At 28.7% G+C, this 18,220-nt stretch carries 18 protein-coding genes; 6 read left to right on the top strand and 12 right to left on the bottom strand.

Annotated elements, in window-relative coordinates:
* Window positions 1-4: 4 nt before the first annotated feature.
* The 8 genes from FRIFI_RS01260 to pfkB form a co-directional block, all read right to left on the bottom strand.
* A complete protein-coding gene (locus FRIFI_RS01260) occupies window positions 5-1,336 on the bottom strand; it encodes a PTS sugar transporter subunit IIC (protein ID WP_092922750.1) in 1,332 nt (443 codons plus the stop codon).
* A 31-nt stretch (window positions 1,337-1,367) separates the two neighbouring features.
* Window positions 1,368-1,703, bottom strand: coding sequence for a PTS sugar transporter subunit IIB (locus FRIFI_RS01255; protein WP_092922747.1), 336 nt, complete (start codon window positions 1,701-1,703; stop codon window positions 1,368-1,370).
* Window positions 1,704-1,794: 91 nt separating this feature from the next.
* Entirely contained in the window at window positions 1,795-2,100 is a 306-nt protein-coding gene (locus FRIFI_RS01250; protein WP_092922744.1) for a PTS sugar transporter subunit IIA, read from the bottom strand.
* A 15-nt stretch (window positions 2,101-2,115) separates the two neighbouring features.
* Window positions 2,116-3,159: an aminopeptidase gene (ypdE, locus tag FRIFI_RS01245; RefSeq protein WP_166504779.1), complete on the bottom strand. Its 1,044-nt coding sequence runs from the start codon at window positions 3,157-3,159 to the stop codon at window positions 2,116-2,118.
* Between the two features lie 2 nt (window positions 3,160-3,161).
* A complete protein-coding gene (locus FRIFI_RS01240) occupies window positions 3,162-5,063 on the bottom strand; it encodes a BglG family transcription antiterminator (protein WP_166504778.1) in 1,902 nt (633 codons plus the stop codon).
* A 328-nt stretch (window positions 5,064-5,391) separates the two neighbouring features.
* A complete protein-coding gene (gene fba, locus FRIFI_RS01235) occupies window positions 5,392-6,243 on the bottom strand; it encodes a class II fructose-1,6-bisphosphate aldolase (RefSeq protein WP_092922735.1) in 852 nt (283 codons plus the stop codon).
* A 48-nt stretch (window positions 6,244-6,291) separates the two neighbouring features.
* Window positions 6,292-7,461, bottom strand: coding sequence for an AgaS family sugar isomerase (locus FRIFI_RS01230; protein WP_092922732.1), 1,170 nt, complete (start codon window positions 7,459-7,461; stop codon window positions 6,292-6,294).
* Between the two features lie 274 nt (window positions 7,462-7,735).
* Window positions 7,736-8,665 carry a 1-phosphofructokinase gene (gene pfkB / locus FRIFI_RS01225; RefSeq protein ID WP_166504777.1) on the bottom strand — a complete coding sequence of 310 codons (930 nt, stop codon included), beginning with the start codon at window positions 8,663-8,665 and terminating at the stop codon, window positions 7,736-7,738.
* A 231-nt stretch (window positions 8,666-8,896) separates the two neighbouring features.
* Here pfkB and FRIFI_RS01220 point away from each other — a divergent pair, with 231 nt between their 5' ends.
* Window positions 8,897-9,622: a GntR family transcriptional regulator gene (locus FRIFI_RS01220; protein ID WP_166504776.1), complete on the top strand. Its 726-nt coding sequence runs from the start codon at window positions 8,897-8,899 to the stop codon at window positions 9,620-9,622.
* A gap of 38 nt (window positions 9,623-9,660) precedes the next feature.
* Window positions 9,661-10,815, top strand: a complete 1,155-nt coding sequence (gene nagA / locus FRIFI_RS01215; RefSeq protein ID WP_166504775.1) for an N-acetylglucosamine-6-phosphate deacetylase — start codon at window positions 9,661-9,663, stop codon at window positions 10,813-10,815.
* A gap of 171 nt (window positions 10,816-10,986) precedes the next feature.
* Here the strand turns inward: nagA and FRIFI_RS01210 are convergent, their stop codons facing one another.
* Together FRIFI_RS01210 and FRIFI_RS01205 are read right to left on the bottom strand one after the other, a co-directional pair.
* Window positions 10,987-11,649, bottom strand: coding sequence for a B3/B4 domain-containing protein (locus FRIFI_RS01210; protein WP_166504774.1), 663 nt, complete (start codon window positions 11,647-11,649; stop codon window positions 10,987-10,989).
* A 106-nt stretch (window positions 11,650-11,755) separates the two neighbouring features.
* Window positions 11,756-11,980, bottom strand: a complete 225-nt coding sequence (locus tag FRIFI_RS01205; RefSeq protein ID WP_166504773.1) for an AraC family transcriptional regulator — start codon at window positions 11,978-11,980, stop codon at window positions 11,756-11,758.
* Between the two features lie 335 nt (window positions 11,981-12,315).
* Here FRIFI_RS01205 and FRIFI_RS01200 point away from each other — a divergent pair, with 335 nt between their 5' ends.
* The 4 genes from FRIFI_RS01200 (at window position 12,316) to FRIFI_RS01185 (ending at window position 15,734) form a co-directional block, all read left to right on the top strand.
* Entirely contained in the window at window positions 12,316-13,068 is a 753-nt protein-coding gene (locus FRIFI_RS01200; RefSeq protein ID WP_166504772.1) for a polyphosphate polymerase domain-containing protein, read from the top strand.
* Window positions 13,062-13,748: a DUF4956 domain-containing protein gene (locus tag FRIFI_RS01195; protein ID WP_166504771.1), complete on the top strand. Its 687-nt coding sequence runs from the start codon at window positions 13,062-13,064 to the stop codon at window positions 13,746-13,748. Before FRIFI_RS01200 ends, FRIFI_RS01195 begins: the two co-directional genes overlap by 7 nt.
* 116 nt (window positions 13,749-13,864) lie before the next feature.
* The gene (locus tag FRIFI_RS01190) at window positions 13,865-14,545 is read left to right on the top strand and encodes a response regulator transcription factor (RefSeq protein ID WP_166504770.1); all 681 of its coding nucleotides are present in this window, start codon (window positions 13,865-13,867) and stop codon (window positions 14,543-14,545) included.
* On the top strand, window positions 14,538-15,734 hold the full coding sequence (locus FRIFI_RS01185) for a sensor histidine kinase (RefSeq protein ID WP_166504769.1): 1,197 nt from the start codon (window positions 14,538-14,540) through the stop codon (window positions 15,732-15,734). Before FRIFI_RS01190 ends, FRIFI_RS01185 begins: the two co-directional genes overlap by 8 nt.
* A gap of 52 nt (window positions 15,735-15,786) precedes the next feature.
* On the opposite strand, the gene FRIFI_RS01180 is transcribed toward FRIFI_RS01185, so the two are convergent.
* Window positions 15,787-17,739, bottom strand: coding sequence for a carbohydrate-binding domain-containing protein (locus FRIFI_RS01180; RefSeq protein ID WP_166504768.1), 1,953 nt, complete (start codon window positions 17,737-17,739; stop codon window positions 15,787-15,789).
* A 152-nt stretch (window positions 17,740-17,891) separates the two neighbouring features.
* On the bottom strand, window positions 17,892-18,191 hold the full coding sequence (locus tag FRIFI_RS01175) for a nitrous oxide-stimulated promoter family protein (RefSeq protein WP_166504767.1): 300 nt from the start codon (window positions 18,189-18,191) through the stop codon (window positions 17,892-17,894).
* Window positions 18,192-18,220: the final 29 nt, after the last annotated feature.

Below are 18,220 nucleotides of genomic sequence, written 5' to 3'. Positions count from 1 at the left end.
AATATTAGAAATCTAATTCTAAATCTCCTAATAAATCTTCGTCTTCTTTAGAGAATATATTCTTAGCTGCATTTTTAGCTTCTTCTTGTTCCTTAGCTTCTTGTTGACGTTCCATTATCTTGAAGAATGGCCAATATAGCGCAACTGCTAGTACTAATTGTAAAGCATTAACTACTATAGAACGCCAATCTCCATTAGTTAAGAATCCTTCTAAGAATACTCCTACATATGGAGGGTCAAATACTGGTTTTGCTAGCCATCCCCAGTGCATAAGAAACATTGGCAATGTACCTATTATAGCTCCACCAAATACATGTGGTATAAACATTATTGGGTTTAATATTATTGGAGCACCAAATAATATTGGTTCATTTATTCCAAATAATGCTGGGAATAATGATACACGTCCTATCTTCTTATAAGTTTGGTTTTTAGATAACATACAAGCTACTACACATCCTATACTAATACCACAACCTGTAAATCCGAAGAATGCACTTGAAACCCCTCCTGTAAAGAAGTGAGGTATTGCTTCTCCTGCTTGCATTGCTGCTATATTTTCAGCTATAAATGTAACCATTATAGGTCCTGTTAAAGGCTTAAATACTGATGAGTGTATACCAAAGAAGAATATAGTACATATAGCAAAGTTAAGTGCAAGAACTGCCCATGGATTATCCATACTTCCTACTAACGGAGATAGGAATTGAGTAAGTATTTGTGGAGGTAATTCTCCAAATACAGCTAATGAAATAAAACGAGCTGCTATGAAAGTACCACAAACTATAATAGTAGTTGGTATTAATTCAAAAGATTTAGATACAAAATCTGGTACCCCTTCTGGCATTCTTATTGTAATATTCTTTTTCTTACAGAAGTTATATAACTCTACAGATCCAAGACCTGCTATCATACCTGTAAATAGACCTTTAGCACCTAGGTTTCCTAATTCTAATGCACCATCTGGTGTAAAAGTTGCTACTAAGAATAAAAATGAGAAAGTTGCAAGTGTAACACAACCTGGTATATATAATTTATAATAATTACCTAAGTTAAAGGCAATACACATACAGGCATATAATCCTATTAATCCTATAGAAAGACTTACTGGTAAATCTAATACTGCTGCATTTTTTAATATAAATTGACTTATTGGATTGCTTTTTCCAAGCATATTTGGAAGTGCTGGAAGTATTGCAAATATACTCCCCAGTATTGTGAATGGCGTCATAGCAACCATACCAGCTTTTATAGCCCCAAGGTGACGTTGATTGTCAACCTTGTGAGCTAAAGGCATAAATACTCGATTCATAAACGCTTCAAACTTAGCAAACATATTTAATCCCCTTTTCCCTATACTATTTTTATTATCCTTGAGCTAATTGATGTTTTTTATAAGTTACTAAAGCTAACTTCATAACTGTAGCTCCATCCATTTTTCCATAAACATCTTTATCTATTACTGCATAAGGTTTATTTTTTGGATCTAATATTCCTTTTAAGAAGTCTAACTTATGAGATATTTGAGGTCCTATAAGTACTATATCCCACTCATCAACTTGACTTTCTATTGAATCTGCTGGTATCGCTGTAAATTCGAAATCGTTTTCATCAAGTTTAGCACTTTCTTTTACTACCTTCTTCATATTTTGCATTAACATATTTGTAGAGAATCCACCTGCACAGCATAATAATATTTTCATAACAATTCCTCCTAAAGTTTATATTTTTTATTTTCCTTTAGAAAGTTTAATCTTTCTAAAGGAGTATTTGTATAATTAATTTGTTTATCTACTACTTATCAAAAACTTCTATTAAAGCTTCTATTAAATCTTTTGCTAATTGAGAAGTCATATAGTGGTCTTGAGCATGAACCATTAAAAGACTCATTGCTGGACTTTCAACATCTTCATTTAAATCTTGAGTGATTAATTCTGTTTGTATTCTGTGAGCTTCAATATCTATTTTACGAGCTTCATTTATTAATGCTCTTGCCCCCTCAAAATCCTTTTCCTTAACCTTTTTTAAAGCTTCAAAAGCTTTTGCTTTACTGTCACCTGCTGTTGATATAAGCTCCATTATTTGCATTTCTGTTGACATTTTTTTATTCTCCTTTTAAATAAAATTCTTTATATTTTTGTATCTTTCTTCATCAAAATTTAAAACTAACTGAGTATATAACTCTATAATAGATTCTAAGTCTTTATTGCTTACTATAGAAAATGCACAATGTCCATATCTAACTGGGACACAAGTTACTGCACAAGGCTTACCTTCATTTACAAGATGCGCCTCTCCACCATCAGTTCCACCTGACTCAAACATATCATGTTGAAGAGATATATTGTTTTTATCAGCAATTTCTATTATGTAATTTATCATTTTTCTATTTGGAACTAAAGTTCTATCTCTATGCATTAGCATTATGCCTTTATCTATTTGTTTTTGATTTGTATGATCTCTTAAAAATTCATTTTTAGCACATGCTACATCTATTACAAATACTACATCAGGATTTATTAACTGAGTTGCTGTTTTTGCACCTCTTATACCAACTTCTTCACTACTCGTAGCTGCAAAATGAACATTACAATTTATATCTTTTTTCTCTAGTCTTTTTAAGACCTCTCCCATTACAAAGCATCCAATTCTATCATCAAAGGCCTTACCTACTAATCTATTTTCTAAAGTAAATTCTTCAAAATCAGTAGTGTATGTTACCATGTCCCCAACTTGAATACCTAAATTGTATACTTCTTCTGCTGTATATGCTCCAACATCTGCATACACCTTCTCAACTTTACCATCATTATATGTTCCATTTATGATAGCAGGGATTTTCTTCCCTTCGCTTGTAGTGATTCTAACTTTTTGTGTGAATTGTGCAAGAGGTTTTACTCCTCCTATTGTTATTAAATGAATCATACCAAGCTTATCTATACTTCTTACCATAAACCCTACTTCATCCATATGAGCACAGATCATTACATTTGGTGCTTTTTCATTTTTTATCTTAGAAAAAATTATACTCCCTAATCCATCACATACTATTTCATCACTATAATCTTTCAACTCTTCTAATAAGACTTCTCTAATTTCTCCTTCATTAGAGGCTATCCCATCTGCTTCTGATAATTTCTTAAAAAAATCTATATTCATATCTAACCCCCTATGTAGATTTTTAATTTATACATAAACTCTTCATAAGATTGTGATCTATTTAGCATATCTACTATATCTTTATCTGCCATAATCTTAGTTAAGTATTTAGATATTTGTTTGTGAAGCTCTAGATTTCCCTTTATTAGCGAAATCATAAAAATAATTTTTGGTTTTCTATTTTCATGAATAATATCAGAGTGTACCAAAGCTACTGATATTATATTTTTATTACCTGTCATTTCAATTGGATGAGGTATTGATACCCCATTTGTATAAATGGTACTTAAATAACTTTCTCTTTCCCATACATCTTGAGGATAACTTGGAGAACAAGCACCTTCATCAACTATACACTGTGACATATTATCAAGAATATCTTTATAATCAATTTTTTCTTTTATACATCTAAAATGATTTTTATTAAACAGACTTAATATATATTTCTTAGGATTTGACAAACTCCCTATCTGGTCTGCAAATCGTACACTTTCTTTAATATTTAGATAATCTAATTCATCTAAAATTTCATTTATAAGTATAACTGGAGCATTTGTTTTGAATTGTGGATTTGTTATTGAAAAAATCAAGTCTGGCTCAAAACATACTACTTCTTCTTCATCTAACAAAGAAAAGTTTTTTATTTCAGCATTTGGAAAAATTTCTCTTAATCTTAATTTTATTAGAAATGCACTTCCCCCTCCTGATGAACATATTACTGCTATTTTATATTTTTGATTAAAACTAGCTTCTTCTCTTTTCTCAAATGGTACAGCTATATGAGTGGCTATAAAACCTATTTCCTCTTGACTTATCTTTATCTTGTATTCACTTTCTATAACTTTGGAAAGTTGAATAGCTAAATTAAAAACTGTTGGATATTGCTGACTTATCTTCACCGAAAAAGGATTTTTTGTGTTATGATTCCTTTTTACACGTTCTATTAAAGACGCGATATGTAAATAAAGTAAATTAAAGAATTCTTTATCTTCTAAAAAACTAGTATTATATTTTTTATCTACACCTTTAAAAAATTCGTATATTATATCTTGAAGTTTACTTTTGTCAGCATTCATTATGGTAGCTTTTTTATCTTTAGTCCTTAGCTTTATAAGTTGCTTTAAGTAATCATTTTCCTCATAAGTAAGATAATATTTTTTGTCTTTAAAAATTTTATCTAGTAAATCATTTATTATTAAATCTTCTGTATCTAACTTTAATTCATTAATATTTTCTAATACTCTCAAATTGACCCTTATATATAAAGTAACAATTTGAGCTAATATTTCTTCAAGTTCCGTTAGGTTTGCTTCCAAATCATGCTTATTAAGTACATTTTTTATTGTGCTTCTAATATCATCTAATTTGAAATCATCTATAAATTTATCTCTATATTCCGTTATATTTCTATTTTCTTTAAAATAATTTTCTACTAATATTTTTTGAATTGATTTAACAGTACCTTCTATCTTAATTCCATAATGAGCCTTACGCTCTAACTTCAATTCTGTATCTCTTAGCTTTTTATCTACTTTTTTTAAATCATTTTTAATTTGAGATGAACTTACTAAGAATTTTTTGCTTAGCTGATCTATAGTTTTGTAACCTTCATTTACTAATAGTTCTACTATTATAGATTCTATCCGTTGTTCTGGATTTTCAATTGAATATGAGGGTAAGTTTTTTAGGTAATTCTCGAACTTTTCTTGGTCTTTAAGATTTAAAATATATCCTAGTCTAGTCTTGTATTCTAATTTAAAACCATTGCGTTCTTCTACACTTTCTATATTCTTAATTTCATTTCTAATAGTTCTAGTAGATACCCCTAGCTTATCTGCAAAATAATCTAGACTTAGATAGTCACCACTGTTTCTTAAGCATTCAAGAATAACACGCTCTCTCATATACCCACCTCCCTCAGTTATTTTTATACTTTTAAATAATGTTATGAATTGAAAACACTTTCTTTAAAAAGTCGATCTTTTCTATATTTATAGCGAAATTTATGTATCTTAATATATCATAATAAAATATATGTTTGATACAACAATAAAACCTATAGTTTGTTTTTTATTATATTTTAATTATATCTTCAATCTTTTTCCAATAAAAGCCGATATTTTTCAACAATTATATGAAAAAACTATACCATTATTTAAATAAATGACATACCTTTTTCAAAAATAAAAATATCCTAGATTTATCTAAAATAAATCTAGGATATTTTTATTTTTATGCTTTATTTATAGACCCACATACAACCATTTTTTCTTTTACAAATGATTTTACTGATTGAAGTCCAGCTTTTCCATATTTCTTTGGATCTATAACTTCAGGATCTTCACTTAAAACTTTTTTTACACCGTTACTATATGCAATTCTTAATTCAGTTGCATAGTTAACTTTAACAATACCTCTTCTTATAGTTTCTTTTATAGTTTCATCAGGTATTCCTGATCCTCCATGTAATACTAATGGTACTGAAACTAATTTTTTAATTTCTGATAATCTATCTAAATCTATTTTAGGTTCTCCTTTGTATAAACCATGTGCTGTACCTATGGCTATAGCTAATGAAGACACTCCTGTTCTTTCAACAAATTCCTTTGCTTCTTGTGGATCTGTATGAGCACTTCCTTCTCCACCATCTAGATCATCTTCTTTTCCCCCAACTTTTCCAAGTTCAGCTTCTACTGGTATAAGAGATGGATTACAAGCTTCTACCACTGCTTTTGATAATGATATATTTTCTTCAAAACTTTGATGGGAACCATCTATCATTATTGATGTATAACCTGTTCTTAAAGCCCTCATTGCAAGATCAAAACTTGAACCATGATCTAGATGCATTGCTACAGGTACTTTCGCTCTCTCTGCTGCAACTTTTGCATTTGCTAAATAATAGTCAAGACCTGCATATTTTACAGTAGATGGAGTAGTTTGTAGTATGACTGGAGAATTTAGTTCCTCTGCAGCTTCTATAACAGCCATTACCATTTCCATATTCTCTACATTAAAAGCCCCTACTGCATATTTTCCCTCTTGTGCTTTTTTAAACATTTCAGTTGTCGTTACTAATGCCATATTTATACCCCCTAATTTTAATCTAAATATTTATAAATTTTCAATTTCTTACTTCTCATATTCGTGTATTATTACACCTTTTACTACTCTATTTACTGTCCCTGTTGGCGATGGTGTATCTGGTTTATTATTACATTTTACTGATGCAAATAGTGATATAGTTTGTGCAAATAATACATATGGGAATGCAAGGTATGCATCTGGTAATTTATCGTATTCTCTTTCAAATCCAAATGTTGTACCTGAGAAATTATTTTCATTTTCTACTGATATTGCACAAGTAAGTTTAGCAATTTTATCTGCATTTATTTCTTCTAAAACATCTAAATCATATTTTCTTGTGTATACATTATTGGATACAAATACAAATATAAGTGTATTTTCATCAATGAACGACTTTGGACCATGTCTAAATCCCATAGGAGAATCATATGCTGTAGCTATTTTCCCCGCTGTAAGTTCTAATAACTTTAACTGTGCTTCTTGTGTTAATCCTCCTAGACCTCCAGATCCTAAGTATACTACTCTATTAAAATCTTTATTTATTAACTCGTGTATTTCATCTTTTCTATCTAATACATTTTTACCCATTTCTATTATTGCATCTATATAAGATTTCTCTACATCTTCTTCTAAGTTATCAAATATTAACATTGCAGTTAACATCATGCATGAGAAACTTCCTGTCATAGCAAAACCTTTATCATTTGATCTTGATGGCATTAATAATAAATAATTATTTTCATCATTTTTAGTTACTTGAGCAAGTTTTCCTTCTGGAGCACAAGTTATAGCTAAATGATAAAAATTATCTACAATTTGTCTTCCTAAATTTAGAGCTGCTAAACTTTCAGGGCTATTTCCACTTCTTGCAAATGAAACTAATAATGTTGGTACATCCTTTTTTAAGTAATCATATGGATTAGAAACTATATCTGTAGTAGGTATTGCTTCAATTATACATTTTCTTATATCATTTTTATTTTTAAGATATGGAAGTATTGAATTTCCTACATAAGCTGAAGTTCCAGCACCTGTAAATATAACTCTAAATTGTCCATGCTTATTACCTATATTTTCTATAAACTTATTTAATTGCTCTTTATTATCCTTATATATTTCATAAGCTTCTAACCATAACTCAGGTTGTTGCTTTATTTCTGTTGTTGTTATTATTGCACCTAAATCTTGTAACTTTTGTTCTTCTAATTTAAACATATTACTTTCCCCTTTCATATTTTCAAATTTAAATCTGGTAATAAGGTTATAACCAGTTATTTTTAAAAAAAATATATATCATACTTAAACTATTTTATTCTCTCCCAAGTGGTAATTACCAATAATCCAAATATAAATTAATTTGAATTTTTTGTCAATAAGAAAATATTTATATTATTCTCCTTATAAATTTTATGCTTTAATTATAATTAAGTTTACAATTATAAAAATATGCTAAAAATAATTATTATGAACCTATTTGTCTCAGATTTTACTAACTTAATTTTGTTACTTTAACTAAGCCTTGATATTTTTCAACTTCTTCTAAAGTTACAAATCCAGTTTCTATGTTAAGAGCATTGCTTATACCACAAGCATTAGAAAATTTAAGCAAGTCTTCTACTTCATATCCTCTCAAAATACCTACACTAAATCCAGCTATTGTACTATCTCCACTACCTACAGTATTCACAGCTTCTATCTTTGGTACTTTTGCTTCATATACTCCATATTCATTTAAGTAAATCATTCCTTCTTTTCCTAGAGATATACACACATTTTGTGCTCCCATTTCAAGAAGTTTTTTCCCCGCAGATATAACCTCATCTCTTGATTCTACATTGGTTCTTAATATCTGTTTTATTTCATCTGTGTTAGGTTTTATTAAATATGGCTTTGATTTTAGTGCTATTTTTAATGGTTCTCCTGATGTATCTAATATAAATTTTATATTATTTTCTCTGCATATATGACCTATCTTTTCATAATAATCTAATGGCATATTTTGACAGTAGCTACCTGAAGCTATTAGTATTTTAGTATCTTTTATTACTTCTTTTATATCATTTTCAAACTTTTCTAAATCACTATTTCCTATTATTGGGCCTTTTTCTAAGAACTCTGTACTTACCTTATTATCTTCAATTATATTTAAACAATTTCTAGTCTCTTGCTTTATTTCTGTAAATTTGTTTTTTATACCTAATTTTCTAAGTTCATCTTTTATAAATGCTCCATTAAATCCCCCTATAAATCCCATAGCTAGCGGATTTTCTCCTAAAATTTTGCATACTTTCGTTACGTTTAGACCCTTTCCTCCAGCAGTTGCATTTGTACTTATTACTCTTTGAACTTCACCTATATTTATACTATTTACTCGATACATTCTATCTATAGATGGATTGAATGTTATTGTCGTAATCATAATTACTTCTCCTTTTATTAATATACAAACCCCTAATCTATAACCTTCAATGTGGTTACTACCACTTTGAATATAAATTATTTTATTATTTTTGTCAATACTATGTAGTTTTAGCATAAATTAATAATTTTCCTTGCTCAGTTATCTCTATACTTTATTCATTGACAGAAATAGTTGCTCATTTTATAATTAAAATGTGGTAATAACCACTTAGAGAGGATTAAAATTTTTATGATAAACAGAAATGATAAAAGACCAATATATGATCAATTAGTTGAAATACTAAGAAATAAAATCGAAAATGAGATGGAGCCTAATGATAGGATGCTATCAGAAAGAAAAATTTGTGATGAATACGGAGTAAGTAGGACCACAGTTAGATTGGCCATGGCTGACTTAGAACATATGGGGTATATATACAAAAGACATGGAAAAGGAACTTTCGTAGCTGCACTTAATCAAAATTCACAAAATTTAATGGATAGTTATAGCTTTACTGATCATATGAAAGCTCAAGGAAAAAATCCAAGTACAAAAGTATTATCCTTTGAGATAGTAGAAAGTACAAAATATTTTGCTGAAAAGTTAGGTATAAACCCTGGCGAAAAAATAATAAAAATAATGCGTCTAAGACTTGCAGATAATATTCCTATGATGCTTGAAAGAACATATCTTCCTATGAGAGAGTTTGCGGGATTAACACAAGAAAAAGTTATACAAAAACCTTTATATGAAATATTTAGAGAAGACTATGGCGAAATTATCAAGGTGGCTGATGAGGAATTTTCTGCAGGTATAGTATCTGATAAAGAGGCGGAGCTATTGGAAGTACCAATAGATTCAGCATGCTTAAAGTTACTTCGTACTACATATAATGATAATAATATAGTTATTGAATTTACTCTAAGCGTTGCTAGAAGTGATAAATTTGTATATAAAATAAGACATTTGAGATAAGAAACATACCAAATATAATATGATTAGGGGGATCAACTTTGAAAAATTTTATTTATGCAGATAAGTTTTTTATGAAATATGGTATAGAGGAAAAAGGATACCTTAGTATAATTGATGGTAAATTTGGCAAATTTCAAAAAGAAAAACCAGATGTTAATGACAATATCATAGATTACTCAGGTAAGTATATTGCTCCAGGTTTAGTCGATACTCACATACATGGTCTTTTAAATGCAGATGTTATGGATAACACATTTGAGGCTATTAATACAATTTCAAAAGGATTACTAAAATATGGAGTAACTTCTTTTCTACCAACAACTTTGACTGATTCTATAGAAACACTAAGTGAATCTATAGAAAATATAAGTAATAATTACAAAAAAGTTGAGGGCGCAAAAATACAAGGAATTTTCTTAGAAGGTCCATTTTTTACTGAAAAACATAAAGGTGCCCAGAATGAAAAATATTTTAAGGACCCTGAAATTAATATCCTAAAAAAATGGCAAGAGAAATCAGGAAACTTAATAAAGAAAATAGCAATTGCCCCAGAACGTGAAGGTGCAGTAGAATTTACTAAATATGCTACTAAAAACAATATATCAATAGCACTTGGGCATAGTTCATCTACATTTGAACAAGCCGAGAAAGTAGTTAATTCAGGTGCTAAAATATTTGTACACACATATAACGGTATGAGCCCATTAAATCATAGAGAACCTGGAATGGTTGGAGCAGCTATGGCATTAAAAGATACATATGCAGAGCTAATATGCGATGGACATCATGTAAGCCCTATTGCTGCTAAAATAATGATGGATATTAAATCTAGAGATAATATTGCCTTGATTACAGATTGTATGAGAGCTGGTGCTATGCCTGGTGGTGAGTATATTCTTGGGAAGTTCGATGTTAATGTAAAAAATGGAGTTGCAAGATTAAGTAGCGGAAGTTTGGCTGGAAGCGTATTAACAATGAATAATGCTATTAAAAATGTAATTGATTGGAATATAGCAACTTTAGAAGAGGCAATAAAAATGGCTTCATATGTACCTGCTTTAAGTTGTAATATTAATGATGTATGTGGTTGTATAGACCAAGGTATGGATGCAGATTTTATAGTTATAGATAATAATTTAAATGTACATGAAACTTATATAAATGGTGTATGTAAATATAAATCTGATAAGTAAATTTATATAGAGAGAAATATCTAAGTATGAGAGTGTAGATAGATTTGTGTAAAAACAAGCTTATCTACACTCTTTTTATTATTTTAAATAATCTTACAAAATCAACTTAACTTCCCCCTTTTAATTTTATACTAAAAAAGATGTTAGTATTTCTACCAACACCTTAATTCATTAGCTAATTACTTTAATCGAAATGTTTTTTGCACTTGCATACTTTTCTAATAATTCTTTTGCGTATTTTAAATACTCTTCTATTTCTTGCTTTCCACTAAAAGAATAAATACACATAATTATCTCACTCACATCATTAGTTATCATTGCTCTTTCTGAATCACTTGTAGGACTACCAAAAGTAGATATCTCATCCGATAATACTGGCAGATTTTCAATATTTATAAGATCTTTACCAATACCTTTATATTTTTGTCCTTCTTTCCCTATAGTCAAACATATTGGAGGTTGTGTATTGTTTATATTATAACTCCCTACCGAAAAACCAGATTTTAAAGATATTAAATTATTAATTTCTACAATGTTATTTATTTTATAAAGTCCTTTTTTCTGTAAAATTCTTCTCATTAAAGATTCTGAAGATACTCTGTATTTACTAGGTGATTTGCCTAATTTTTTATATACTTCTCTAGCATCCTTTATTCTCGGTAAACTTGCTATATCTTCTAAAGAAATTTTTTTAATTAGATCTTCACAATATTTATCTATTTCTTTTAATATGCTTTCACTACTACTTTCCACTTTTACACTTGCTTGTATACATCCTAATGTAATATCTGGACATACTTCTTTTAGCTTTTCTGAAACTTTAATATCTATCATAGTATATCAATTCCTTTCTCAATGGTAATAAATTATTGATATTTATTGATTTATAAATTATTATACTATGCAGTAAAAATATTCTTATCTCATATACAGATACTTTTTAGCACTTATTTAGAATATTTCTTGAATTATTTTGGTCTAATATTTTCTTATCAATTCTTAACTTTTGGAGACATTCAATTGGAGATACACCCATATTATTTTTAAACCATTCAGTATAATAATTCATATTATAATGTTCAATTTGAGCTAAATTTTTTAAATCTATATCATTCATATAATGCTCATTTATATATTCTACTGATGCAAATTTCTTTTCACACATAATCATCTCATAACAATATAAAAATAAATTATTTATTGAAGATGAGCTATACTTATTATTTATTTCGCTTAAAAATAAATGTTTTACTGCCTTCCACTTATCATTAAATATAATTTCTTGTACTTCCTTTTTATATTTTTTCTTTATTAGCTAATTAGCATATTAATTATATCATTTTAAAATATAAAAACACATTAGTAGTAATATCAATATATTTTTCATGGATTTCAATAGGGTTACTTAAACAAAGCAAATTTTATTTTAAGATTCATTTAAGGTTAAATTTATACAATAAAATCACAGAGATATAGAAATATTTTTTAGGAGGTATTTTGATGGCGATTAAGTCATTTAAACGTTATGAAAAGAAGTTTATTTTAACTCAAAAACAGTATGATGCATTAATACCAAGATTACTAGAGTATATGAATCCAGATGAACATTGTAAGTCTGGTAAGAACTACTCTATCTACAATATATATTACGATACAGATAACAACGATGTTATTAGACATTCTATTGCTAAACCTTATTATAAGGAAAAGCTAAGACTTAGAAGTTATACTGTACCTAATAGTATAGATGATAGTGTCTTTTTAGAACTTAAAAAGAAAATCAACGGTATTGTTAATAAAAGAAGAGTTGTTCTTACTTTAGATGAAGCCTATAAATTTGTAAACCAAGGTATAGCACCTACTTCTAATGATTATATCAATAAACAAGTTATTAATGAGATACAGTATTATCTAAAAAAAAATAAAGTCTATCCAAAAGTATATATTAGCTACTCTAGAAAGGCATTTTTTGCTAACGATGATAGAGATTTTAGATTAACCTTTGATTCTCAAATTATTACTAGGCGAGATAACTTAGCTTTAGAGTCTGGAAGTTTTGGACAAGATATTTTAGGTGAAGGTAAGTATTTAATGGAAGTAAAAATTTTAGGCTCTATGCCTTTATGGTTTACTAGAATACTTAGTGAACTAGAAATTTACAACACTCATTTTTCAAAGTACGGTAGTGAATTTATGAATTACTGTTTAAACAATTCAAATATAGATATAAAAGGGAGAAAAAAAGTATGTTAGAAACAATAATTTCATCAACAAGTGGGGAGTCATTTACTCTGATAAATGCATTTATTGTAATAATATCATCAATTATTTTAGGGCTTTTAATTAGCGTTATATATATGAGGACAAACAAAACCACTTATAGCTCAAGTTTTACTACTACTCTTATTATGCTACCTGTGGTTATAGCTATAATAATTTTATTAGTAGGAAACAACATAGCTAGAGCATTTAGTTTAGCTGGTGCATTTTCAATAATTCGTTTTAGAAGTGCTCCTGGAGATCCTAAGGATATAGCTTATGTATTCTTTACTTTGGCTGTTGGGCTTACTTGTGGTATGGGATATATTGGATATGCTGTAATATTTACTACTATATTATGTGCAGTTATGGCAATCCTTGAATTTACTAAGTTTTCTGTACCTAAAAATAAAAATATGCAACTTAAAATTACTATTCCTGAAGATTTAAACTATGAAGATGCTTTTGAAGATATATTAAACAAATACACTGACTCATTTTATATAGAAAGAATCAGGACTAGAGATTTCGGTTCATTATTTGAATTAAATTACAAAGTTCAATTAAAGCCTGATGTAAATCAAAAGAAATTCATTGATGAATTAAGATGTAGAAATGGAAATTTAAATATAGTATTAACGTTAGCTGGATTTGAAAATAATACTTACAGTTAATATTAACCCCTTAAAGTAATTTTAAGGGGATTTATTTTATAATTTTAAATTTAGATAATAAATGTGTAATTATTTGGTAATATATTATTAGACAATATATAAAGAGGTATATTTTTATGAAATTATTATTAGTAGAAGATGAAAAACAACTTTCCGAAGCTTTAACTCAGATTTTAATGAAAAATAATTACTCTGTTGATGCCGTATTTGATGGTGAGGATGGACTTGATTATGGTTTAACAGATGTTTATGATGTTATTATTTTAGATATAATGTTGCCTAAAATGAATGGTCTAGATGTATTAAAAGACTTAAGAAAAGAAGGAATTTCAACTCCTATTATACTCCTTACTGCTAAAGGTAGTGTTGAAGATAGAATTTTAGGACTTGATTATGGTGCTGATGACTATTTACCTAAGCCTTTTTCTCCTGAAGAACTATTGGCTAGACTAAGAGCTATAACTAGAAGAAAAGGTCCTATGGTAAATAATAATATATTGGAATTTGGAGATATTAAATTAAATATTTCTACTTATAATATGGAAGTCAATGGTACTTCTCTTGCTCTAACTTCTAAGGAGTTTGATATACTAAAATACTTTATGGAAAGACCTAAATCTATAGTAACTAAGGATGATTTAATCACTAAACTATGGGGCTTTGATTCTGATGTAGAGCACAATAATATTGAAGTATATATTTCCTTCCTTAGAAAAAAATTAGCTTATGTTCAATCAAATGTTCAAATTACTACCTTAAGAAGAGTTGGATACAAACTGGAGGAGCAAAATGTTTGATAAGCTAAAGAAAAAATTTGTACTTATTAATATGACATTGCTTACTACAGTTTTTGTAGCTATTTTTGGAACTATTTTTGCCATAACTTATACTAATATAGTTAATGAAATGAATGGTGAAATGGAAGTTTTATTAAGGGGTGGTCATAAACCTAAACCTTATTATGACTATATAATTGCAGAGTATGACAGAAATAAAAATGTATTAAATACTTTTACTCGTTTTAATACTAAAATTGATAACAATAATCTAAAGGAATCTGTAGTACAAATACTAAACAATAAAAGTAGATCTGGCAAAATAGAAATAGGTGATACTAAATATTCTTATACAAAAGAAGATACTCCTATGGGCAGTAAAATTGTTTTACTAAATAGAACTTATCTGCAAAATACAGTAACTCAGCTTTTAAAGAGTTTCTTATTAGTTGGCTGTATAAGTTTAATAGCTTTATTATTTATTAGTTTTTATTTAACTAACAAGGCTCTAAAACCTATAAAAGAAACTTTTGAAAAGCAAAAACAGTTTATTGCTGATGCTTCTCATGAGTTAAAAACCCCTCTTACCATTATAAAGACCAATACTTCATTAGTACTAAGTAATCCAAATGATGCTGTAAAAAATCAGTCTAAATGGATTAACTACATTAACTCTCAATGTGACAGAATGTCTGAGTTAGTTAATGAGATGTTATCTCTTGCTAAGCTAGATGTTGAAGAAAATAAAATTGAACTCCAATCTATTAATATTAGTAAGATAGTCCAAAGTATAATGCTTGGATTTGATGCTATTATCTATGAAAATGGTATTGAATTAGAAGAAAATATCTCAAATGATATCTTTATTAATGGAGATACTGAGGGTATCAAAAAATTATTTAATATATTAATGGACAATGCTATAAAGCATAGTAATAAGAGTGGTAAAATTACTGTTGATTTATTTAAAGATAAAAATAAAGTTAAGCTAATAGTTAAAAATACTGGTGAAGGTATTGAACCTGAGTATCTAGAGAAAATTTTTGAAAGATTCTACAGAATTGATACTTCCAGGGTAAGAGAAACTGGAGGTTATGGATTAGGATTATCTATTGCTAAGTCTATAGTAGCTCAACATAAAGGTAAGATATATGCTAAAAGTAACGTAGGAAAAGATACTACTTTTATAGTAGAGCTTCCTCTTCAATAAAATAACAAACACTTAAAAAAGAGGAGCTACTGCTCCTCTTTTTTAGTATTTGTTATTGTGTTTGAATATTGTTTTCCATGCTATTTTGTGTTGGTGGTTGTTGCATACTACCATTTCTATCTGGTCTAATGCCACCTTTTCCACCTCCCATATGACCCCCACCAGGACCTCCCATAGAACCTCCTGCTGAACCTAGGTTAGTTACACTTTCTGATACTGTAAAGCTCGTAGATTTTGTTCCTCCTGAGTATTTACCACCAGTGTATAATCCATCTTTAGATTCTCCAGTTGAAGTTCCTCCATAAGATACGGTATATGTTGAACCTGTTTTTAATTCAGGTGATGATACTATTACTGACTGATATTGTTTTGATGGTGCAAAGGTAATTACTTCATTTCCTTTTTCATCTTCTATATGAATTATTGTATTAGCTTGTTGTGATGATAAAGCTACGTTCACTGAATTTTGAGATGAAGTAGAGCTAGGTGATTGTGCCATACCTGCACTACCTGCTGCTATTAATATTCCTCCACTTATATCACAACTTCCATCATAATCTAAAGAACCATTTCCGTTATTTTCGGGACCATTTACTATTGTTGTACCACCTTTTATCGTTATTGATCCATTTGCATCTATACCATCTCCTCTAGCATCTACTACTATATATCCGCCATTTATAACTATTTCACATTTGCTAGATGAATCAAAATTATTTTCTCCTGGTCTACCACCAGTTGAAGAAGCATCATTTCCCCCACCGGCATTTATTCCATCATCACTTGCTACTACATTTATATTTCCATCATTTATTGTTATAGACTGACTTTCTATACCTTCATATGATTTTGTAATATCTATATCTCCACCATTTATTTCTATTTTAGAATCTGCATGTACACCATCGTCTCCAGAAGATGCTTTGATATTACCTCCCTTAATTACTATGGTGTCATTTGAATGAATAGAATTATCAGATGAATCTATATTTATATTACCTCCAGATATTGTAATATTTGAAGTTGCTTTTATTCCTTTTGCACTAATAGAATCTGTTTCTTCTGTAGTGGTTGTATTATTCTTGTCTGGTAGTTGTGTTCCTGGTGGTTGCTTACCTCCCCAGTTACCCCAGTTTTCATTTTTACTACTGCTATTTTTACTTCCTTCACTTGATACTATATTTATTTCTCCATTAGATATTACTGCATTAGTTTCAGCTTGTATTCCATCTTGTCCTGCTGTGATATTTAAAGTCCCACCTTGAATATGTATATATCCTTTTTCTGCATCTTCAGTATTACTAGATTTCATACCATCTTCCTTTGCATCTATAGTTATTTTACCATCTAAAATTGTAATAGAGTCTTTACCTCTTAGTCCATCTGATACTGCATTTACTGTTATTTGTCCGCCTTCTATTTTTAAGTCATCTTTACTAGTGATACCATTGTTGTAGTTTGCATTTACTACTAATGAACCTGTTCCTATTATAGTAAGGTCATCTTTACTAAAAATTGCCGCATTTGGTTCATCTGTTGTAGCATCTTCAAATACATAATTTTCTCCATCTGTTATAGTATTTTTAGTTCCCTCAATTAGCCCTATTACTACTTTTTTAGCACTTTTTACATATATAGGTGCACTATTTGAGCTTGTTATATTTGCATTGTTTAATTGTATTTGAACTTTATCTTCTTCACTTGCACTTACTACTATCTGCCCGTCCTTTAATTCTCCGCTTATGCTATAAGTACCTGCTGAAGTTATTGTTACTACATTATTTTCTACCTTAGCACCTTCTCCGTTTATGCTTATGCTATCTCCAAGTTCTATATAGGTATCTACTTCTTTTAATTCTTCGCTTTTTGTTGAATCTATTGCTTGGTTTGTTACTGTAGTTTTGTTTGTATTTGTAGATGTTTTTGTATTAGTTTTTGCTGAGCATCCTGTTACACTTACTGTTAAGGAAAGTGCACATAACATTGTTAATAGTTTTTTGTTCATGATTTATCCTCCGAAAATTATATCTATTTAATTTGAATTTTTATTTGTATTCTTTTTCTTAGGATATAATAACAACTCTACCTTAAACTAAACTTAAAAATAATCAAGGATGTAAACTTACGATAATTTTCTAAGTGTATCATTAATTTATATTATTTTTCAAAAATATGTTTTATAACTTCTATTGGCTCATGAAATAATAACCTCGGACCTGAAAACTTCATGACTTCTTTAATCTTAACTCTCATATCCTTTTTATAACAATGTATAGGACATTTACTACAAAACTTCTTTTCTTCTCCAAATTTACAAAAATCCAACCTTTTATTAGCATATTCTAAAAGTTCACTACATTCATTACATAAGTATCCGTTTTTATGCCTATGCTTTTTATTGCAATATATATTTATCATAAGATTAATAATATTTTTCTCTTTTTCTATTCTAGTCATACTCTTTCTCCCTAATTATCTCTAATATA

It is taken from the genome of Romboutsia hominis, from assembly GCF_900002575.1.
Taxonomy (GTDB): domain Bacteria; phylum Bacillota; class Clostridia; order Peptostreptococcales; family Peptostreptococcaceae; genus Romboutsia_C; species Romboutsia_C hominis.
This window is presented reverse-complemented; position numbering and strand designations above follow the sequence as displayed.

What these genes read in the sequence shown, in the direction of transcription:
- FRIFI_RS01260 (WP_092922750.1), bottom strand. Translation starts at nt 1,336, where the DNA reads ATGTTTGCTAAGTTTGAAGCGTTTATGAATCGAGTATTTATGCCTTTA.
- FRIFI_RS01255 (WP_092922747.1), bottom strand. Translation starts at nt 1,703, where the DNA reads ATGAAAATATTATTATGCTGTGCAGGTGGATTCTCTACAAATATGTTA.
- FRIFI_RS01250 (WP_092922744.1), bottom strand. Translation starts at nt 2,100, where the DNA reads ATGTCAACAGAAATGCAAATAATGGAGCTTATATCAACAGCAGGTGAC.
- ypdE (WP_166504779.1), bottom strand. Translation starts at nt 3,159, where the DNA reads ATGAATATAGATTTTTTTAAGAAATTATCAGAAGCAGATGGGATAGCC.
- FRIFI_RS01240 (WP_166504778.1), bottom strand. Translation starts at nt 5,063, where the DNA reads ATGAGAGAGCGTGTTATTCTTGAATGCTTAAGAAACAGTGGTGACTAT.
- fba (WP_092922735.1), bottom strand. Translation starts at nt 6,243, where the DNA reads ATGGCATTAGTAACGACAACTGAAATGTTTAAAAAAGCACAAGAGGGA.
- FRIFI_RS01230 (WP_092922732.1), bottom strand. Translation starts at nt 7,461, where the DNA reads ATGTTTAAATTAGAAGAACAAAAGTTACAAGATTTAGGTGCAATAATA.
- pfkB (WP_166504777.1), bottom strand. Translation starts at nt 8,665, where the DNA reads ATGATTACGACAATAACATTCAATCCATCTATAGATAGAATGTATCGA.
- FRIFI_RS01220 (WP_166504776.1), top strand. Translation starts at nt 8,897, where the DNA reads ATGATAAACAGAAATGATAAAAGACCAATATATGATCAATTAGTTGAA.
- FRIFI_RS01210 (WP_166504774.1), bottom strand. Translation starts at nt 11,649, where the DNA reads ATGATAGATATTAAAGTTTCAGAAAAGCTAAAAGAAGTATGTCCAGAT.
- FRIFI_RS01205 (WP_166504773.1), bottom strand. Translation starts at nt 11,980, where the DNA reads ATGTGTGAAAAGAAATTTGCATCAGTAGAATATATAAATGAGCATTAT.
- FRIFI_RS01200 (WP_166504772.1), top strand. Translation starts at nt 12,316, where the DNA reads ATGGCGATTAAGTCATTTAAACGTTATGAAAAGAAGTTTATTTTAACT.
- FRIFI_RS01195 (WP_166504771.1), top strand. Translation starts at nt 13,062, where the DNA reads ATGTTAGAAACAATAATTTCATCAACAAGTGGGGAGTCATTTACTCTG.
- FRIFI_RS01190 (WP_166504770.1), top strand. Translation starts at nt 13,865, where the DNA reads ATGAAATTATTATTAGTAGAAGATGAAAAACAACTTTCCGAAGCTTTA.
- FRIFI_RS01185 (WP_166504769.1), top strand. Translation starts at nt 14,538, where the DNA reads ATGTTTGATAAGCTAAAGAAAAAATTTGTACTTATTAATATGACATTG.
- FRIFI_RS01180 (WP_166504768.1), bottom strand. Translation starts at nt 17,739, where the DNA reads ATGAACAAAAAACTATTAACAATGTTATGTGCACTTTCCTTAACAGTA.
- FRIFI_RS01175 (WP_166504767.1), bottom strand. Translation starts at nt 18,191, where the DNA reads ATGACTAGAATAGAAAAAGAGAAAAATATTATTAATCTTATGATAAAT.